The sequence below is a fragment of the Arthrobacter sp. RCC_34 genome (assembly GCF_041360795.1).
Lineage (GTDB): Bacteria > Actinomycetota > Actinomycetes > Actinomycetales > Micrococcaceae > Arthrobacter_E.
Genome location: NZ_JBFUPW010000002.1, coordinates 158,132 through 173,790 on the forward strand (window position 1 = coordinate 158,132; position 15,659 = coordinate 173,790).

Annotated in this window: 12 protein-coding genes and 1 tRNA gene; 9 read left to right on the forward strand and 4 right to left on the reverse strand. The window is 68.3% G+C overall.

Annotated elements, in window-relative coordinates; genetic code table 11:
* Positions 1-39 precede the first annotated feature (39 nt).
* Positions 40-885 carry a phage holin family protein gene (locus tag AB6732_RS09565; protein WP_370959751.1) on the reverse strand — a complete coding sequence of 282 codons (846 nt, stop codon included), beginning with the start codon at positions 883-885 and terminating at the stop codon, positions 40-42.
* Positions 886-1,135: 250 nt separating this feature from the next.
* Between AB6732_RS09565 and AB6732_RS09570 the strand changes: the two genes are divergently transcribed.
* From AB6732_RS09570 to AB6732_RS09580, 3 genes are read left to right on the forward strand one after another with little or no spacing between them, the layout of a single operon-like run.
* A complete protein-coding gene (locus AB6732_RS09570) occupies positions 1,136-2,329 on the forward strand; it encodes a multidrug effflux MFS transporter (protein WP_370960112.1) in 1,194 nt (397 codons plus the stop codon).
* Between the two features lie 9 nt (positions 2,330-2,338).
* Positions 2,339-2,656, forward strand: coding sequence for a hypothetical protein (locus AB6732_RS09575; RefSeq protein ID WP_370959752.1), 318 nt, complete (start codon positions 2,339-2,341; stop codon positions 2,654-2,656).
* A gap of 41 nt (positions 2,657-2,697) precedes the next feature.
* Complete coding sequence (locus AB6732_RS09580) at positions 2,698-3,261, forward strand: GNAT family N-acetyltransferase (RefSeq protein WP_370959753.1); 564 nt, start codon at positions 2,698-2,700, stop codon at positions 3,259-3,261.
* 113 nt (positions 3,262-3,374) lie between these two features.
* Here the strand turns inward: AB6732_RS09580 and AB6732_RS09585 are convergent.
* Positions 3,375-3,447, reverse strand: a tRNA-Asn gene (locus tag AB6732_RS09585).
* Between the two features lie 245 nt (positions 3,448-3,692).
* Between AB6732_RS09585 and AB6732_RS09590 the strand changes: the two genes are divergently transcribed.
* Genes AB6732_RS09590 through AB6732_RS09600 form a run of 3 tightly spaced genes read left to right on the forward strand, consistent with a single transcriptional unit; the run spans position 3,693 to position 8,753 of the window.
* Positions 3,693-5,108 carry an MFS transporter gene (locus AB6732_RS09590; protein ID WP_370959754.1) on the forward strand — a complete coding sequence of 472 codons (1,416 nt, stop codon included), beginning with the start codon at positions 3,693-3,695 and terminating at the stop codon, positions 5,106-5,108.
* A 1-nt stretch (position 5,109) separates the two neighbouring features.
* On the forward strand, positions 5,110-7,224 hold the full coding sequence (locus AB6732_RS09595) for a molybdopterin oxidoreductase family protein (protein ID WP_370959755.1): 2,115 nt from the start codon (positions 5,110-5,112) through the stop codon (positions 7,222-7,224).
* Positions 7,221-8,753, forward strand: coding sequence for an FAD-dependent oxidoreductase (locus AB6732_RS09600; RefSeq protein WP_370959756.1), 1,533 nt, complete (start codon positions 7,221-7,223; stop codon positions 8,751-8,753). Before AB6732_RS09595 ends, AB6732_RS09600 begins: the two co-directional genes overlap by 4 nt.
* 132 nt (positions 8,754-8,885) lie before the next feature.
* Here the strand turns inward: AB6732_RS09600 and nirD are convergent, their stop codons facing one another.
* Entirely contained in the window at positions 8,886-9,275 is a 390-nt protein-coding gene (gene nirD, locus AB6732_RS09605; RefSeq protein WP_370960113.1) for a nitrite reductase small subunit NirD, read from the reverse strand.
* Positions 9,276-9,493: 218 nt separating this feature from the next.
* Here nirD and nirB point away from each other — a divergent pair, with 218 nt between their 5' ends.
* Genes nirB through AB6732_RS09620 form a run of 3 tightly spaced genes read left to right on the forward strand, consistent with a single transcriptional unit; the run spans position 9,494 to position 14,347 of the window.
* Positions 9,494-12,145, forward strand: a complete 2,652-nt coding sequence (nirB, locus tag AB6732_RS09610) for a nitrite reductase large subunit NirB (protein WP_370959757.1) — start codon at positions 9,494-9,496, stop codon at positions 12,143-12,145.
* A 1-nt stretch (position 12,146) separates the two neighbouring features.
* A complete protein-coding gene (cobA, locus tag AB6732_RS09615; RefSeq protein WP_370959758.1) occupies positions 12,147-13,181 on the forward strand; it encodes a uroporphyrinogen-III C-methyltransferase in 1,035 nt (344 codons plus the stop codon).
* 29 nt (positions 13,182-13,210) lie between these two features.
* A complete protein-coding gene (locus tag AB6732_RS09620; RefSeq protein WP_370959759.1) occupies positions 13,211-14,347 on the forward strand; it encodes a uroporphyrinogen-III synthase in 1,137 nt (378 codons plus the stop codon).
* Between the two features lie 14 nt (positions 14,348-14,361).
* Here the strand turns inward: AB6732_RS09620 and AB6732_RS09625 are convergent, their stop codons facing one another.
* Positions 14,362-15,630, reverse strand: coding sequence for an MFS transporter (locus AB6732_RS09625; RefSeq protein WP_370959760.1), 1,269 nt, complete (start codon positions 15,628-15,630; stop codon positions 14,362-14,364).
* Between the last annotated feature and the right edge of the window lie 29 nt (positions 15,631-15,659).

A 15,659-nucleotide genomic window follows, 5' to 3' on the forward strand; every position in this document is an offset into this window, starting at 1 on the left:
CGAATCCGTCGAACCAGCCCGGCTCCGGCCGGGTAAGCGTCAGGACTTGATGAGCTTGCGCAGGAGGACCACGAAGGCTGTTCCGGCGGCCACCGCGACGGCGATCGGCTTCCAGCGCTGCGCCAGCTCGCCGGCGATGCCGTTGTCTCCACCCGTCGCGCCGGCGAAACGCTGCTGCGCGGACTCGCGGACCGACTCGGCACGTTCCTTGACCTCGGACACGAGGCCCTGGGCCTGGGTCTTGACGTCGAGCTGAACGCCCAGGTCGTCGCGGATGCCGGTCAGGTGGGCGCGGCGCTCGTCCAGGCGGGCCAGGATCTGCTGCTGCGTGGGAGCGGGACCTTCCTCGGCGAGCTTCTGCTTCGCCTTGGCCTCCGCCTCTTCTCGGGCCTTGGCCTTGGCTGCCGCCTTCGCCTCGGCAGCGGCCTTCGCGGTGGGCGACTCCGGGTCGAGGATGCTCGCGTCGAACGCGCTGCCTTCCTTGACGATGCCGAGATCGTGCTTGAAGCCGCGGATCGCCTCGGCGGGCAGCAGTGGCATGGCCGACTTGAGCTTGAGGAACCCGAACAGACCGCCGATGCCGGCGATGATCAGGAACGCGGCGGAGACGATGAGAGCCGAGAGCCAGGCCGGCATGACCGTGGCCAGACCCATGATGGCGGCGACCACCAGCGCGATCACGAGCAGGCCCACGAAGACGAGGGCCGCGACGAAACCGGCGGAGGCGATCCCTACCTTGACGCCCTTGTCCTTGAGCTCCAGCTGGGCGAGGGTGAGCTCGTCCTGGATCTGGCGGGGCAGCAGCTGGGCCGCACTCCGGGCCGTGGCCGGAAGCGCCTTGAGGCTTGTCTGGGGCCGTACGGTGCTCGCATGGCGTCCGCTCATCAGTTTCGCCTCACATCGACTCGACGGATAGAAAAGGCCGTGACCAGGGCCACGGTGGCGGCAGACCGACCCCTGGAGGACAGCCCCGCCTTGGACAAAACTATCATTGCGCCACGGTCGTGGAGGTTCCGCTGTCGCCATGTTCATGTGCGTTCACCTGCATCGAGTGGTCCCCGCACCCCTTCCCGGGGCAGAGCAGCCGCTTAAGATAGTGGAGGTGACCACCCCCACCCTTTCCCTTGGCTCCGCCATGTCCCGGCGGCAGAAGATCACCTACGTCCTGATTCTCGGCGCCCTGACCGCGCTGGGTCCCTTCACCATCGATCTGTACCTGCCGGCGTTCCCCGCGATCGAACGGGACCTCGGTGTGAGCCAGGCGGCCGTGCAGCTCACCCTGACGGGCACCACCGTCGGCTTCGCGCTGGGTCAGCTGCTGGTGGGCCCGCTGAGCGACAAGGTGGGGCGGCGGGTCCCGCTCCTCTGCGTCACCGCGCTCCACATCCTGGCCTCGATCGGGGCGTCGTTCTCACACGACATCGTGCCGCTGGGCATCTTCCGCGTCCTCATGGGCATCGGCGCGGCCGGCGGCGGCGTGGTCTCCATGGCCATGGTCCGCGACCTCTTCGCGGGGTACTCGATGGTGCGGATGTTCGCCGCCATGTCCCTGGTCAACGGCCTGGCGCCCATCCTGGCCCCGGTGATCGGCTCCCAGCTGCTCCTCATCACCCCGTGGCCCGGCATCTTCCTCTTCCTGGCCGGCTACGGCGCGCTCGTCATCCTCGGCTGCCTCTTCCTCGTCCGCGAGACGCTTCCGGTGGAGCGCCGCCGCGTGTCCGGCACCAGCGTGCTCAGCCACTACCGCGTGCTGTTCACGGACCGGATCTTCGTGGGCGTGCTCATCATGGCCGGCATGAATTTCGCGGGCCTGTTCTCCTACCTTTCAGCCTCCCCGTTCCTGTTCGAACGGCTCTACGGCTTCACCCCGCAGCAGTACGGCTACCTGTTCGGCATCAATTCGCTGGGCATCGTCGCCGGGGTGCAGATCAGTTCGCGGCTGATCAAGAAGGTCGGCCCTCAATGGATCCTGGCCTTCGCGACGGTGGGCCAGATCGTCTCCGCCCTGCTGATCATCGTGGCGGACGCCTCCCACGCCGGGCTCCTCGGGCTGGCGATCCCGCTGTGGTTCTACATCATGTGCACCGGCTTCTGCTTCCCGTGCGTCCAGGTGCTCGGCCTGGCCAGTCACGGTGACCGCGCGGGGACGGCGGCCTCCCTGCTGGGCGCGAGCACCTTCCTCACGGCGGGACTCCTCTCCCCCGTGGTGGGCCTGCTCGGCACCGACTCGGCCGTGCCGATGGCCGCGATCATGATCGCCTGCATCGGCGTCGGGATCCTGAGCCTCTGGCTTGTCATCCGGCCCCGCTCGGTCCCCGCGATCGCCTAGGCTGGCCACGTGACCCACGACGACGCCCCGCGCCCACGCCGCACCTCCCCCTTCCGCGGGGCGAGGGAGCGCGCACGGGCCCTGCGTGCGTCCGGCGCCCGGGTGGCGGCCCCCTGGCGTCGCGACCCGACGGACCCCCGCTACGGAAAGAAGGCGCACCGCAACGGGCGGGGCCTCTTCGTGGGTGCCGTGATCGGCGGTGTGCTCGGATACTTCGCAGGCCGCGCGATCGGGCAGGGCGCCCTCGGAATCGTGTTCGGCGCCCTCATCGGCGCCGCGGTGCTCTACCGGCTGAATCCGGGCCCGTGGGGCAAAGACCGCAAGTAGCTTCCCGGCCTGGGCTTCCGCACACGTGGAAGGATGGCCGTATGACGCTTCCCACCCCCACGCTGGACACCGCACGGCTCCGTCTGCGGCCCGTCGCGGACACCGACGCGGACGACCTCTTCACCCTGAACAGCGACGCCGAGGTGCTGCGCTACTGGGACTCCCCACCCTGGACGGACCGGTCCGCCGTCGAGCGCTTCCTCGCAGGCTCGCGCCGCATGGCGGAGGACGGCACAGGCGCCCGCCTCGTGATCGAACGGGGCTCCGACCAGGCATTCCTCGGCTGGTGCACGTTCAACGGCTGGAATCCCACCTTCCGCAGCGCCTCCCTCGGCTACTGCCTGAGCCGCACCGCCTGGGGCCAGGGATACGCGACCGAGGCCGCCGGCGCTCTCCTGGGATGGGCGTTCGGGGCTCTGGACCTCAACCGCGTGCAAGCGGAGGCCGACACCCGGAACGGGGCCTCGGCCCGGGTGCTCGAAAAACTCGGGTTCGTCCGGGAGGGCACGCTGCGCGAGGACTGCATCGTCAACGGCGTCGTCTCCGACTCCTGGGTCTACGGGCTGCTGCGCCGCGACTGGGAGAAGCAACGCACCCTCGGGTGACTGCTGCCGTCCACGCGGGTCCTCAGCCCTCACCGCTTCCCGCCGCACCGGGTCCGGGCAAAGAAAAACCCCGGGTCAGCGGCCATTTCAGGCCGCCCACCCGGGGCGAAAAGCTCCTCCTGCTGGACTTGAACCAGCAACCCTTCGATTAACAGTCGAATGCTCTGCCAATTGAGCTAAGGAGGATCGAAGCGAGTAAGACATTACCAGGACAGATGCCTCTTGGCGAAATCGGCCCTTGTGGGAGACCTGCGGCAGGCGTGCGTGTCCGGCATGTTGCCGACGCATTTCTGAGTGTTTCCTCTTCCTCACACGGCTCTTGTCCGGGGCAAGACGTCTTCGTTACCAGCACGTCACGACGCACTCGTCCCGCGGAAACACGCGGTTTCTACGGTGGAATCCATACAGGAACCAACCCGTTGGAGGCGACCGTGAACACCCCTACGATCACAACCCCGGCCGGCGCCGAAGCGCCACCCCGCGCGGCTGCCGCGCTCAGTTTCCGGGAGGGACGCTGGATCGATGGCTGGGACGCCGAGAATCCCGCTCAGTGGGCCGAGCAGGGTGAGGCCATTGCCCGGCGGAACCTGCGGTGGTCCATCTTCGCCGAGTTCCTGGGCTTCGTCGTGTGGCAGCTGTGGACGATCGTGGTGGTACAGCTCCCGGCAGCGGGATTCCGTCTGGACACGGCCCAGCTCTTCTGGCTGATCTCCATGCCCAGTCTGGTCGGAGCGACCCTGCGCATCCCCTACACCTTCCTGGTCTCCCGCTTCGGTGGACGGAACTGGACGGTGGTCTCCGCCCTCCTGCTACTCATCCCCAGCCTGGGCCTGGCCGCGTGCGTGTCCAATCCGGCCACGCCCTTCGGCGTGCTGCTTCTTATGGCAGGACTGGCCGGATTCGGCGGCGGCAACTTCGCCAGTTCCATGGCGAACATCACCTTCTTCTACCCCGCCCGGCAGAAGGGCTGGGCGCTCGGGCTGAACGCCGCGGGCGGAAACCTCGGCGCTGCTGTCGCGCAATTGGCCGTTCCACTCGCGGTGAGCCTCACCGCCGCCCTGACCCTCGGCGTCCCTTCTCTCGCCATCGCGGGGCTGATGTGGGTGCCATTCATCCTGCTGGCGGCCTGGGGCGCGTATCGCCGGATGGACAACCTCACCCATGCGAGGGGCGACGTGGCGGGCACACTCGCCGCACTCAAGGAGCCTCAGCTGTGGGTGGTGGCCTTCCTCTACATCGGCACCTTCGGTTCCTTCATCGGGTTCTCCGGAGTCTTCCCGAAGCTCATCAAGGATCTGTTCCCGATGTACTCGACCTTCACGGTTGGTGCCGCCGCGCTCTCACTGTCCTTCCTCGGACCGCTGTTCGGGTCCCTCGCCCGGCCCTACGGTGGACGTCTGGCGGACCGCTTCGGAGGAGCCCGGATCACCGTCCTTTCCTTCGCGGCCATGGCGGCGACCACCCTGACCGTGATCGTCACCCTGCCCCTGAAGAACTTCTGGCTCTTTCTGGCCCTGTTCCTGCTGCTGTTCACGGCGAGCGGAGTCGGCAATGGCTCAACGTACCGCATGATCCCGGCGATCTTCACGCACTCCAGCAGGGCCGCCCGTTCGGGAGCCTCCCCCGAACAGACGGCCAGGCTCGCCTCCGCCGCCCTTGGGCTGGTGTCCGCCATCGGCGCGTACGGCGGGTTCGTCATCCCTCAGCTGCTGGGAGCCTCGGCGAGCCTGACGAGCTCCTACGTCCCCGCGTTCCTCGGATTCCTGGCCGCCTACGTGATCATGCTGGCCACCACCTGGGCGTGTTACCTGCGCCGCACCACATCCCCCACGGCGATGGTGGTCTGACGTGACCGATACCCATTGCCCCTACTGCGCACTGCAATGCGCCATGACGCTCGCGCCCAGCCCCGGGGCGGGCCCCGTGGAGGTGTCCGGGCGGGACTTTCCCACCAACCGCGGCGGGCTCTGCCGCAAGGGCTGGACCGCGGCCGATCTGCTGAGGCATCCGGACCGGCTGACCACTCCCCTGGTCCGCGACCGGGAAGGCACCCTGCGCCCGGCGTCCTGGGACGATGCACTGAACCACGTGGCGAAAGCGCTTCTGGCGGTGCAGGAACAGCACGGACGGGATGCCGTAGGAGTGTTCGGGAGCGGTGGGCTGACCAATGAGAAGGCCTATCTGCTGGGTAAGTTCGCGCGGGTCGCGCTGCGGACCTCGCGCATCGACTACAACGGCCGCTTCTGCATGTCCTCGGCCGCCGCTGCCGGAAACCGGGCCTTCGGGCTGGACCGCGGTCTGCCGTTCCCCCTGAGTGACCTGGGCACGGCGGACACCGTCCTGCTGCTCGGCTCCAACGTCGCCGAGACCATGCCGCCCTTCGTACAGCACCTCGCCGCCGCCCGCGCCGCGGGTGGACTGATCGTGGTGGACCCCCGGCGCTCCCCTACCGCCCTTCTCACGGGATCCGGCGCAGGCACCCACCTGGCCCCCGCGCCCAAGACGGATCTGATCCTCCTCCTCGGCCTGGCGCATGTGCTCATCAACCGGGGATGGCTTGCCGATACATATCTCGCCTGCCGGACCGAAGGCCTGGGACCCCTCATCCGTTCGGTGGCGCCCTGGTGGCCGGAACGGGTGCAGGCCGTCACCGGCGTCCCCGCAGAGCTGCTGATCTCCACCGCCCGCCGCCTGGCGGAGGCCGCCCGGACAGGGTCCTGCTACATCCTCACCGGGCGGGGAATCGAACAGCACGACAATGGCACGGACACCGCGACAGCCGCCATCAATCTAGCCCTACTGCTCGGACTCCCCGGAACAGCCCGAGGGGGCTACGGGACACTCACGGGACAAGGAAACGGACAGGGCGGCCGGGAGCACGGCCAAAAGGCCGATCAGCTGCCGGGATACCGCAAGATCACAGACCCTGAGGCACGGCGTCATATGGCCTCCGTCTGGGGAGTGCCGGAAAAGGACATCCCCGGGCCAGGCCTTCCCGCGGTGGAGCTCCTGAACACTCTCGGGCTGTCCGGAGGCGTCCGTGCGCTCCTGGTCCACGGGGCCAACCCCGCCGTGTCGGCGCCCGATGCCTCCTCGGTGAGAGACGGACTGGAACGCCTGGACCTCCTGGTGGTCTGTGACTTCTTCCTCTCGGAGACCGCCCGCCAGGCCGATACGGTCCTTCCGGTGCTGCAATGGGCCGAGGAGGAAGGGACCATGACCAACCTGGAGGGCCGGGTCCTGCGCCGCCGCCGGGCCATCGACCCTCCGGAAGGAGCCCGGTCCGAGCTCTGGGTGTTCAACCGCCTCGCAGCCCTGCTGGGCACTGCGACGGGCTTCCCCACGGATCCTGAGGAGGCATTCGAGGAACTCCGTGCGGCCTCCGCCGGAGGGCCGGCCGACTATTCGGGCATCTCCTACGGACTCCTGGACTCGGGCGCGGAGGTCCACTGGCCCTACCCCAGTCAGAGCGCCGGAAGCCCACGCCTCTTCCTGGAAAGCTTCGCGCATCCCGACGGCAAGGCCCGGCTGATCCCGGTGCAGCCGTCGTCGAGCACTCCGGACACCACCCGCCTGCAAAGCGACGAGTTCCATCTGGCCACGGGCCGCCTCCTTGAGCACTACCAATCAGGCGCTCAGACCCGGAGGGTCCCCAGCCTGGCCGCCGCTCAGCCCGAACCGTTCCTGCAGATCCACCCTGCCTCCGCAGCACGGATCGGAGTGCGGGACGGCGAATGGATCCAGCTGCACCGCAGCGGCGCGGGAGCTTTCGGACCACGGATGGTCTGCAGGGCGGAACTGACCGCGAACATCCGGCTGGACACCGTGTTCGCACCGTTTCACTTCCCGGACGAATCCGCGGCCAACCAACTCACGGAACGCCTGACGGACCCGGTTTCGGGAATGCCCGAGTTCAAGACGACCCGCGTCCGGCTCAGTCTCCTGCAGGACGGCCGGTCATGACCGGCACCAGTCCCGAACGAATCGTGGTGGTGGGCTACGGCCCAGTAGCCGCCCGGTTCATCGATGCGCTCCGTCCCCTGGCGATCTCCGGGACCGTGGACGTGACCGTGGTGGGCGAAGAACGGGTGCCTGCCTACAACCGGGTGCTCCTGGCCGATCTCGGGACGGGGAGGGTCCCCCTCACCTCCATGGCGCTCTCCGATCCCGAAGAGCTGGCCGGCGACGGCATCCGAGTCCTGCTGGATACGGCGGTCAGGCGAGTGGACCGCAGCAGCAGGCGGGTGCTCCTCGACGGCGGCACCTGGCTCCCCTACGACCGCCTGGTGTTCGCCACCGGCGCCCGTGCCACGGTACCGAACCTGACTGGCCTGAACCCCTCACCGATCGATCCGGTGCTCCCAGTGGGCGTCACCACGCTACGAGACCTCGGCGATGCCGAGCGGCTGCAAGCCGCGGTCACCGACCGCCGGCACGTCGTGGTGCTCGGCGGAGGCGTACTGGGTCTGGAGGCCGCTCTCGCGGCCGCTGAGGAAGGCTGCCCCGTCACGGTGGTGCACCACGGCGAGCGCCCGATGGGACGACAGCTGGACACAGGCTCCGGAGCGACCCTCATGGCGGCTCTCCGCAGCCAGGGGCTGACCCTCATACCGAACGCCCGCGCCGTCGCCGTCAGCAGTGAGAACGGGGTGTTCCAGGCTCTGGAGCTCTCCGACGGGACCCTCGTAGAGGGCGAATTGCTCGTCCTCGCCTGTGGCGCCCGCCCCCGGAAGGAACTCGCGGAGGGCGCGGGCCTGGCCGTCGGAGCAGGCATCCTGGTGGATCACTCGCTCCGGGCCCTCCACACCGAACACGTCTTCGCCATCGGTGATTGCGCCGAGATCCGTTGCCCTGACCCGGGGTGCCGCCCCTGTTCGGAAACCACCGGACCGAGCGGGCTGATCGCCCCCGGCTGGCGCCAGGCCGACTGGCTCGCGGCCTCGTTCGCCGCGAGGCTCACGGGCGCCGCCCCGCCCGCGGCTCTCCCGGAGGAGAAACCCGGGATCATCCTGTTGAAGGCCACAGGCGTGAACCTGGCCGCAGCAGGTGACCTCCGGGGCGATCCCTGGACCACCTCCCCGGAGGAGGATGAGGTCTCCCTCTGGGCGGATACCGCCCGCGGCCGCTACGTGAAAATGTGCACTCAAGAGGGCGTCCTGACCGGCTTCGTCGCACTCGGAATGCCCCGCGTCGCTGCAGAGCTGACGCTGTTGTTCGGCAGCGGAGGGACTCTTCCGGATGACCGGTCGACCCTCCTGAGACTGGACGGGCCTGAGGCCGCTCCGGGCACAGGCGGATCAGCCGCCGGACCGGAATCAGTGCTGTGCCGGTGCGCGGGCGTCACTCAAGGATCCGTCGAGGAGGCCATCACGGAAGGATGTTCCTCGGTGGAGGATGTCTCCCGCTTCACCAAGGCCGGCACGGGCTGTGGCGGCTGCAAGGACGGAATCCGCGGGCTGATCGAAACGCATTTCTCCCGGACGGCAGCCTGAACCGGCCCGACCCCGGTGCCCCGGACGCACGAAAGGGCCCGCTTCCAGGATCTGGAGTCCTCTGAACTCAGAGGTTCGCAGATCATGGAAGCCGGCCCTTCGGCCTTCTCCGGAACCGGAGGATGCTGAAAGCTAGGCAGCCACCTGGATCACGCCATCCACCAGCCGTGTGGAGAATGCGGCCAGCGGAGCACCCGTGCCGTCCAGCCGTGAGCCGTCCGCGAGGCTGTACACCTCCTTGTGCAGGGGCGCGGCGATGGTGGGCTTCCCCTGGCGGGAACCCACGATTCCGCGGGCCATCACGTGGGCTCCGGTCATCGGATCACGGTGCTCCACCGCATAGACCTCCCCCGTCGGGAGCAGGAACAGCGCCACCTGGATGCCGTTCACCAGGGCGGCTTCGCCCCAATTGGGTTCGAGGTCCTGCACCCGGCACACACTGTGCCAGGTGCAGGCCGACGTTCGAAGCCCCGGCAGCGCTGCGTCTGAAACGGAGGCGAGAAGGTCTGGAGCTGCTGTCATGGTCATGTCTCCACGGTACGGATCCAGCCGTTTCCGGCCGGTTTTTCCCAGATCACGGACAGGTAAAACCCACCTCACGGAGCGCGAAACGCGACCGTGACGATGACGTTAAGGCGGCGTTACACATGGGCAACTGGAACGAAATCGCTCGTCCCTAGGCTGGAGAAAAGCCCCGGTGAGGCACCACGTGTCCCGGGACCGGCTGGAAGGACAGGATCGTGAGCGAGAGCACCCCACCCCCCAGGAGTACGCCCCGGGGTGGCACCAGGCACGTCGTCGTCATCGGCGGTGGGCCGGCGGCCCACCGCTTTGTGGAAGCCATCGTGTCGCGCGGCGCGGACGGCATGTCCCTCACCGTGATCTCCGAGGAGAACTACCTCCCCTATGACCGGGTGAATCTGGGCAAGGCCCTGCTGCACGAGATTGACCTCTCCCTGGGTGAAGCGGCCCTCTGGGAGGACGAACGACTGCGGTTGCTGGTGGGGACCCGGGCGGTGCGTCTGGACCTCCGCTCGCGTGAGGTACACATCGCGGACGGAACCGTCCTCCCCTATGACGACCTGGTTCTGGCGACCGGCTCCGACGCCTCACGGCTTCCCTTCCCGGGCGCCGATCACGCCCATGTCTACCGGACTCTGGAGGATGTGCACCGTCTCAAGCGGAGTATCTCTCAGCTGGGTAGGCGGCTCGGGCGCAAGCCCCGGGTAGTGGTGATCGGCGGTGGCCTCCTGGGGATCGAGGCGGCAGCAGGAGCGCTGGAGCTGGGGGCGGAATCCGCGGTGGTCAATCGCAGCGGATGGCTCATGAATGCGCAATTGGATGAGGGTGCGGGACAGGCGCTCGGCCGGCTGATCGCCGGCAAAGGATTCGCCGTCCACACCGGCACCTCCCCCACAGCGGTGCTGAGCGATGACAACGCGGTGACAGGCGTGCAGCTCGCCGATGGGAGGATCCTGGCTGCCGACCTCGTGGTCGCCGCCGTAGGAATCACGCCACGCGACGAGCTGGCGCGCCGGGCGAACGACGACGCTCTCGGCCTGGGCGAAGAGCAGCCTTTCGGCCTCGGGCCCCGTGGCGGCGTCGTGATCTCCGAGGACTGCTCCACCGGCGTCCCCGGAGTCTGGGCCGTTGGCGAGGTCGCCTGTTACGACGGGGAATGCGTCGGCCTGGTGGCTCCGGCCAACACCATGGCGGAAGTGGTGGCGGACCGTCTGCACGGGGGCACCGCGGTGTTCCCCGGTTTCGACACCGCCACGAAGCTCAAGCTGTCCGGCGTGGACGTGGCGAGCTTCGGCGACGCGTTCGCCACCGCGCCCGGTGCCCTGGAGATCGTGTACGCGGACCCGGCACGGGGCGTCTACCAGAAGATCGTGACCACGGACGATGCCCGGACCCTCCTGGGCGGGGTTTTCGTCGGCGACGCGGAACCGTACCAGGGCCTGAGGCCTCTTCTGGGCCGCGAACTCCCGGCCGAGCCCGGAGCGTTCCTCACGGCCGCAGGCGGCGGCGCCGCCCCCGAGACCGAGTTGCCGGACGACGCCATCCTGTGCTCCTGCAACAACGTCAGCGTCGGCTCGATCCGCGATGTGGTGGGCGGCTGCGGAGCGTGTGAGGGCGTGGCCCCGGTCCAGGAGCTCGGAGAACTCAAGAGCTGCACACGCGCGGGAACCCAGTGCGGTTCCTGCGTGCCGATGCTCAAGAAGCTGCTGGAGAAGGAACTGCACAAGGCCGGTGTGACCGTCTCCAAGGCACTCTGCGAGCACTTCGAACTGTCCAGGCAGGAGCTGTACGATTCGATCCGCGTCCTGCGGCTGATCTCGTTCGAGGACGTGCTGCACCGCTACGGCAGCGGCACGGGATGCGACATCTGCAAGCCGACCGTCGCCAACATCCTGGCCAGCCAGAACAACGCGTACGTCCTGGACTCGGGACGAGGGACTCTCCAGGACACCAACGACCGCGCCCTGGCGAACATGCAGAAGGATGGCAGCTACTCCGTGGTCCCGAGGATCCCGGGTGGAGAGATCACTCCGGAGAAGCTCGCCGTGATCGCCGCCGTCGCCCAGAAGTACAAGCTGTACACGAAGATCACGGGAGGACAGCGGATCGACCTGTTCGGCGCCAGGCTGGAGCAGCTGCCGGAGATCTGGAAGGAGCTGATCGACGCCGGGATGGAGTCCGGGCAGGCGTACGGCAAGAGCCTGCGCACCGTGAAGAGCTGCGTCGGCTCCAGCTGGTGCCGCTACGGTGTGCAGGACTCCGTGGGCATGGCGATCCGTCTGGAGCTGCGTTACCGGGGGCTGAGGAGCCCGCACAAGCTGAAGCTCGGCGTCTCCGGCTGTGCCCGCGAATGCGCGGAGGCCCGGGGCAAGGACGTCGGCGTGATCGCGACGGCTGACGGGTGGAATCTCTACGTGGGCGGCAACGGCGGAGCCACACCGGCCCACGCTCAGCTTCTGGCGCAGGACCTCGACGACGAAACACTCATCAGTTACATCGACCGCTACTTCATGTACTACATCCGGACCGCCGACCGGCTCCAGCGCACTGCACGCTGGCAGGAGGAGCTCGACGGCGGTCTGGACCACGTGCGCCAGGTCGTGGTGGAGGACTCTCTGGGCATCGCCTCCGAACTCGAATCCGCGATGGCCCAGCACGTGGAGTCCTATGAGGACGAATGGGCTGCCACACTGAAGGACCCGGAACGTCTGCGCCGATTCCGTTCCTTCGTCAACGCCCCGGACGCCGTGGACGGTTCGATCGTCCACGTCACGGAACGGGATCAGATCCGCCCGGCCACCGCCTCCGAAAAGGTTTCGCTCGGTGTGAGCATCCCCGTCCGTGCCCCGGGCCGGGGAGCGGAGGCCTGACATGAAACTGGACCTCGACCTCGAAGGGCACCACGTCCTCGTCCTCGGCGGCCACGACGATGCCCGCCAGGCCTTGAGCCGCTACCGGAGGGAAGGCGCGCTGGTGTCTCATTTCCCGGTCCCGGGTGATTTCCTCAGCGCGGAGCTGACGGTGCGGGTGGGACTGGTCGCCGTCGTCGGTGCCCTCGCCCAGCACCCGGAAGACGCCAGCGGCGACTGGCGCGGCATCGTGGAGCACTACCGCGCCGCCGGGGTACCCGTGGTCAGGGAACGCGCCGCCGGCAAGCGCGGCGCCGTCACGTTGGTGGGCGGCGGTTGCGGTTCCGCGGGGCTCCTGACCCAGGACGCCGTCGACGCCCTCCGCGATGCGGACACCGTGCTGTACGACCGGCTCGGCCCGTGGGAGGCGCTGCGTGAGCTGTGCACCGCCGAACTGGTGGACGTGGGAAAGCTGCCCGGCCATCACAAGGTGCCCCAGGAGGACATCAACACCCTGTTGGTGCAGTACGCGCAGGCCGGCCAGAACGTCGTGCGACTCAAGGGCGGTGACCCCTACGTCTTCGGCCGTGGGAGCGAAGAGCTGGCGGCGTGTACTGCGGCCGGCATTCCTGTCCAGGTGATCCCCGGCATCTCCAGCGCCATCGCGGTCCCGTCTGCCGCAGGCATACCCGTGACTTTGCGAGGGGTCAGCCACAGTTTCACCGTGGTGTCCGGTCACGCGCCTCTCACCGACGCCGAGCACCTGCACCTGGCCGGGCTGGGCGGGACGATCGTGGTGCTCATGGGGATGGCCACCCTCCCCCACCTGGCCGCCGGGCTGCGGCGGTCCGGCCTGTCGCCCTCCACGCCTCTGGCCGTCATAGAACGGGGGCACCGTCCGGATCAACGCGTGACCTTGACAGAATTGGGACGGGCGGAGCGGGACACCGGCGGCTGCGGAAATCCGGCCGTGATCGTGATCGGCGATGTGGTCCGGCAATGCGGCACCGCGGACACCGGATTCAAGACCCTGGTGACCGCGCTGGAATCCGTCTGACAATGCAGCCACCCGAACGACAGGACACCATGGACCTCACGCCTCCCGAGCCCTCGGCCTCGGTGGAGCCCTCGCTCAAGGGATTCGCCGTGGGAGTGACCTCGCACCGCCGCTCCGAAGACCTCATCCAGGCCCTGGAACGCCGCGGCGCACGGGTCCTGCATGCCCCGGCGCTGGCGATCGCGCCGGCGGATCAGGACGGCGACTTGATCAGGGACAGCCTAGGGATCATCGAGGCCCGGCCTGATTTCTGCATCGTCACGACCGCCTACGGTATGAGGCGCTGGCTGGAAGTGGCGGACACAGCCGGGCTCGGCGAAGATCTGCAGGAAGTTCTCAGCGCCTCCTCGCTCTACGTTCGGGGGCCCAAGGCGCGCGGTGCTGTCCGGGCCGCGGGCCTTGCGGATGTGGGCATCGCCCATGACGAGACCACGGCCACCCTGGTGGACCTTCTCCTGCATGACTGCGGTGGCCGGCTCGACGGGCGACGGGTGGTGATGCAGTTGCACGGCTATACGGACACCACGCAGCTGGCCCGCCTGCGTGCCGCCGGCGCGGAGTTGCTCACGGTGGCCCCGTACCGTTGGGTGGCACCCGACTCGGGCGACCGGCTGGAGATCCTCATCGAAGCCATCTGCGATGGCACCTTGGACGTCGTCACGTTCACCAGCGCACCTGCGGTGGATGCGCTCTTCAGTACAGCCCACGAACTCGGCCGCTACGACGCCCTCCGCACGGCGTTCCGGGGGCCGGTGGCGACGGCCGCCGTCGGGCCGGTGACAGCAGCCCCGCTGGAGGATGCGGGTCTGTCCCCGTGGGTTCCCGAACGGTACCGCATGGGCGCTCTCATCAAACTGGTGACAGACAACCTGGTTCAGCGACAGGTGAAGACCCTGCTGACCGGCTGCGGCCCCGTGGAACTGAGAGGCCGTTCGGTGAGCGTGGCGGGCGAGGATGTCACCCTCGCGCCGACCGCGCTGCTGTTGTTCCGGGCCCTGTTCGAGGCCGGAGGCGCCGTGGTCTCACGGACCACCTTGGCCCAGCTGCTCGTCCAAGGGGCACCGGGACATGCACTCGACATGGCGGTGAACCGGCTGAGAAACGCCTTGCCTGATCCTTCGCTGGTCCAGACCGTGGTGAAGCGGGGTTACCGACTCCGGGTCTGAGCCGCACCACCCGGTCAGGCGACGGCCTTCTCCTCGACGGGCACCTCGCGCGCACCCTTCGGCAGCTTCAACCGCGCAAACAGGACCGCTCCGGCCAGCACGAAGAAGACCCCCAGCAGGTACGGCGCCACATGGGCGAGCCCACTGTACAGGAGGCCCGCGACGATCGGCGCGACCATCTGGATGGCCGAACCCACGGCCTGGAGCGCACCGGCCACACGGCCCTGCTCGTCGTCGCCCACCGAGCTGGAGATCAACCCGTCCAGCGGGGCCTGGGTCAGACCCTGGGAAGCCCCGAGCATGAGCACTCCCACGATGAGCAACCAGGGCTGGGCGAGCACCGAGGCGAGGATCACCAGCGCCGCGCACCCGACGGCCTGCCCCAGAATCCCGATGATGATCGTCTTCCGTTCACCGATCCTGGGCAGCAGCACGGCCAGCAAGCCACCCTGGACCACGATGTCCAGCACGCCGATGACCGCCACCAGCAACCCGATCTGCGTGGCGTTCCAGCCGACCGAGTCGATGGCCAGCACGCTGAAGTTGTTCGTGAAGAAGGCGAAGGGGATCATCAGCAACGCGAAGACCAGGAGCAGGCCACGCAGCGCGGGACGCCGGAAGGCGTCCGCGATGACCTTCACCGGATGCAGCTCCTCCAGGGCCAGCTTCGGGGAACGGTTCTCCGGGGCCAGGGACTCGGGCAGCAGGAAGATCGAGAGGATCGCCACGATCAGGGCGACGGCGGCCGTGGCGAAGACCGGCAGACGGATGTCGATGGCCGAGAGCAGACCTCCGAGGGCCGGTCCGATCATGAACCCGATGCCGTTGAGGGCGCCAAGGAGACCGAAACGCTTGGCACGGTCCTTGGGCGGGGTGATGTCCGCCGTATAGGCGAAGAGCGCTGGAAGGTCCCCGGCGGTGATGCCCTGGATGATGCGCCCGAGGAGCAGGATCCAGAGGGCCCCGCCGAACCCGAAGACCAGATAGCCGACCACAGCGCCGAAGGACGCGATGATGATGACCGGCCGGCGGCCCACACGGTCTGAGAACCCGCCGAGGAACGGTGCGGCGAGGAAGGCGCACAGGGCATTGACGCCTTCCAGGATCCCCACCCAGATGGCGAGATTCGGGTCGCCGTGCGGGAGGTACTCCTGGACGATGAACGGCATGACGGGAAGGACCACCGTCATGCCGATGACGGTGAGCATGGTCAGGACCACGAGCATGAACCAGGCCCGGCGCGGCGCCTGTGGCGAAGCGGGAAGTGCGGAATCGGAGGACATGAAGTCAGAGTAACACTGAAACTAGAGTC

Excerpts from the sequence above, each read along its gene's own strand:
- cobA (WP_370959758.1), top strand. The coding sequence starts at position 12,147 with ATGAAACTGGACCTCGACCTCGAAGGGCACCACGTCCTCGTCCTCGGC.
- AB6732_RS09580 (WP_370959753.1), top strand. The coding sequence starts at position 2,698 with ATGACGCTTCCCACCCCCACGCTGGACACCGCACGGCTCCGTCTGCGG.
- AB6732_RS09600 (WP_370959756.1), top strand. The coding sequence starts at position 7,221 with ATGACCGGCACCAGTCCCGAACGAATCGTGGTGGTGGGCTACGGCCCA.
- nirD (WP_370960113.1), bottom strand. The coding sequence starts at position 9,275 with ATGACAGCAGCTCCAGACCTTCTCGCCTCCGTTTCAGACGCAGCGCTG.
- AB6732_RS09570 (WP_370960112.1), top strand. The coding sequence starts at position 1,136 with ATGTCCCGGCGGCAGAAGATCACCTACGTCCTGATTCTCGGCGCCCTG.
- AB6732_RS09565 (WP_370959751.1), bottom strand. The coding sequence starts at position 885 with ATGAGCGGACGCCATGCGAGCACCGTACGGCCCCAGACAAGCCTCAAG.
- AB6732_RS09625 (WP_370959760.1), bottom strand. The coding sequence starts at position 15,630 with ATGTCCTCCGATTCCGCACTTCCCGCTTCGCCACAGGCGCCGCGCCGG.
- AB6732_RS09620 (WP_370959759.1), top strand. The coding sequence starts at position 13,211 with ATGGACCTCACGCCTCCCGAGCCCTCGGCCTCGGTGGAGCCCTCGCTC.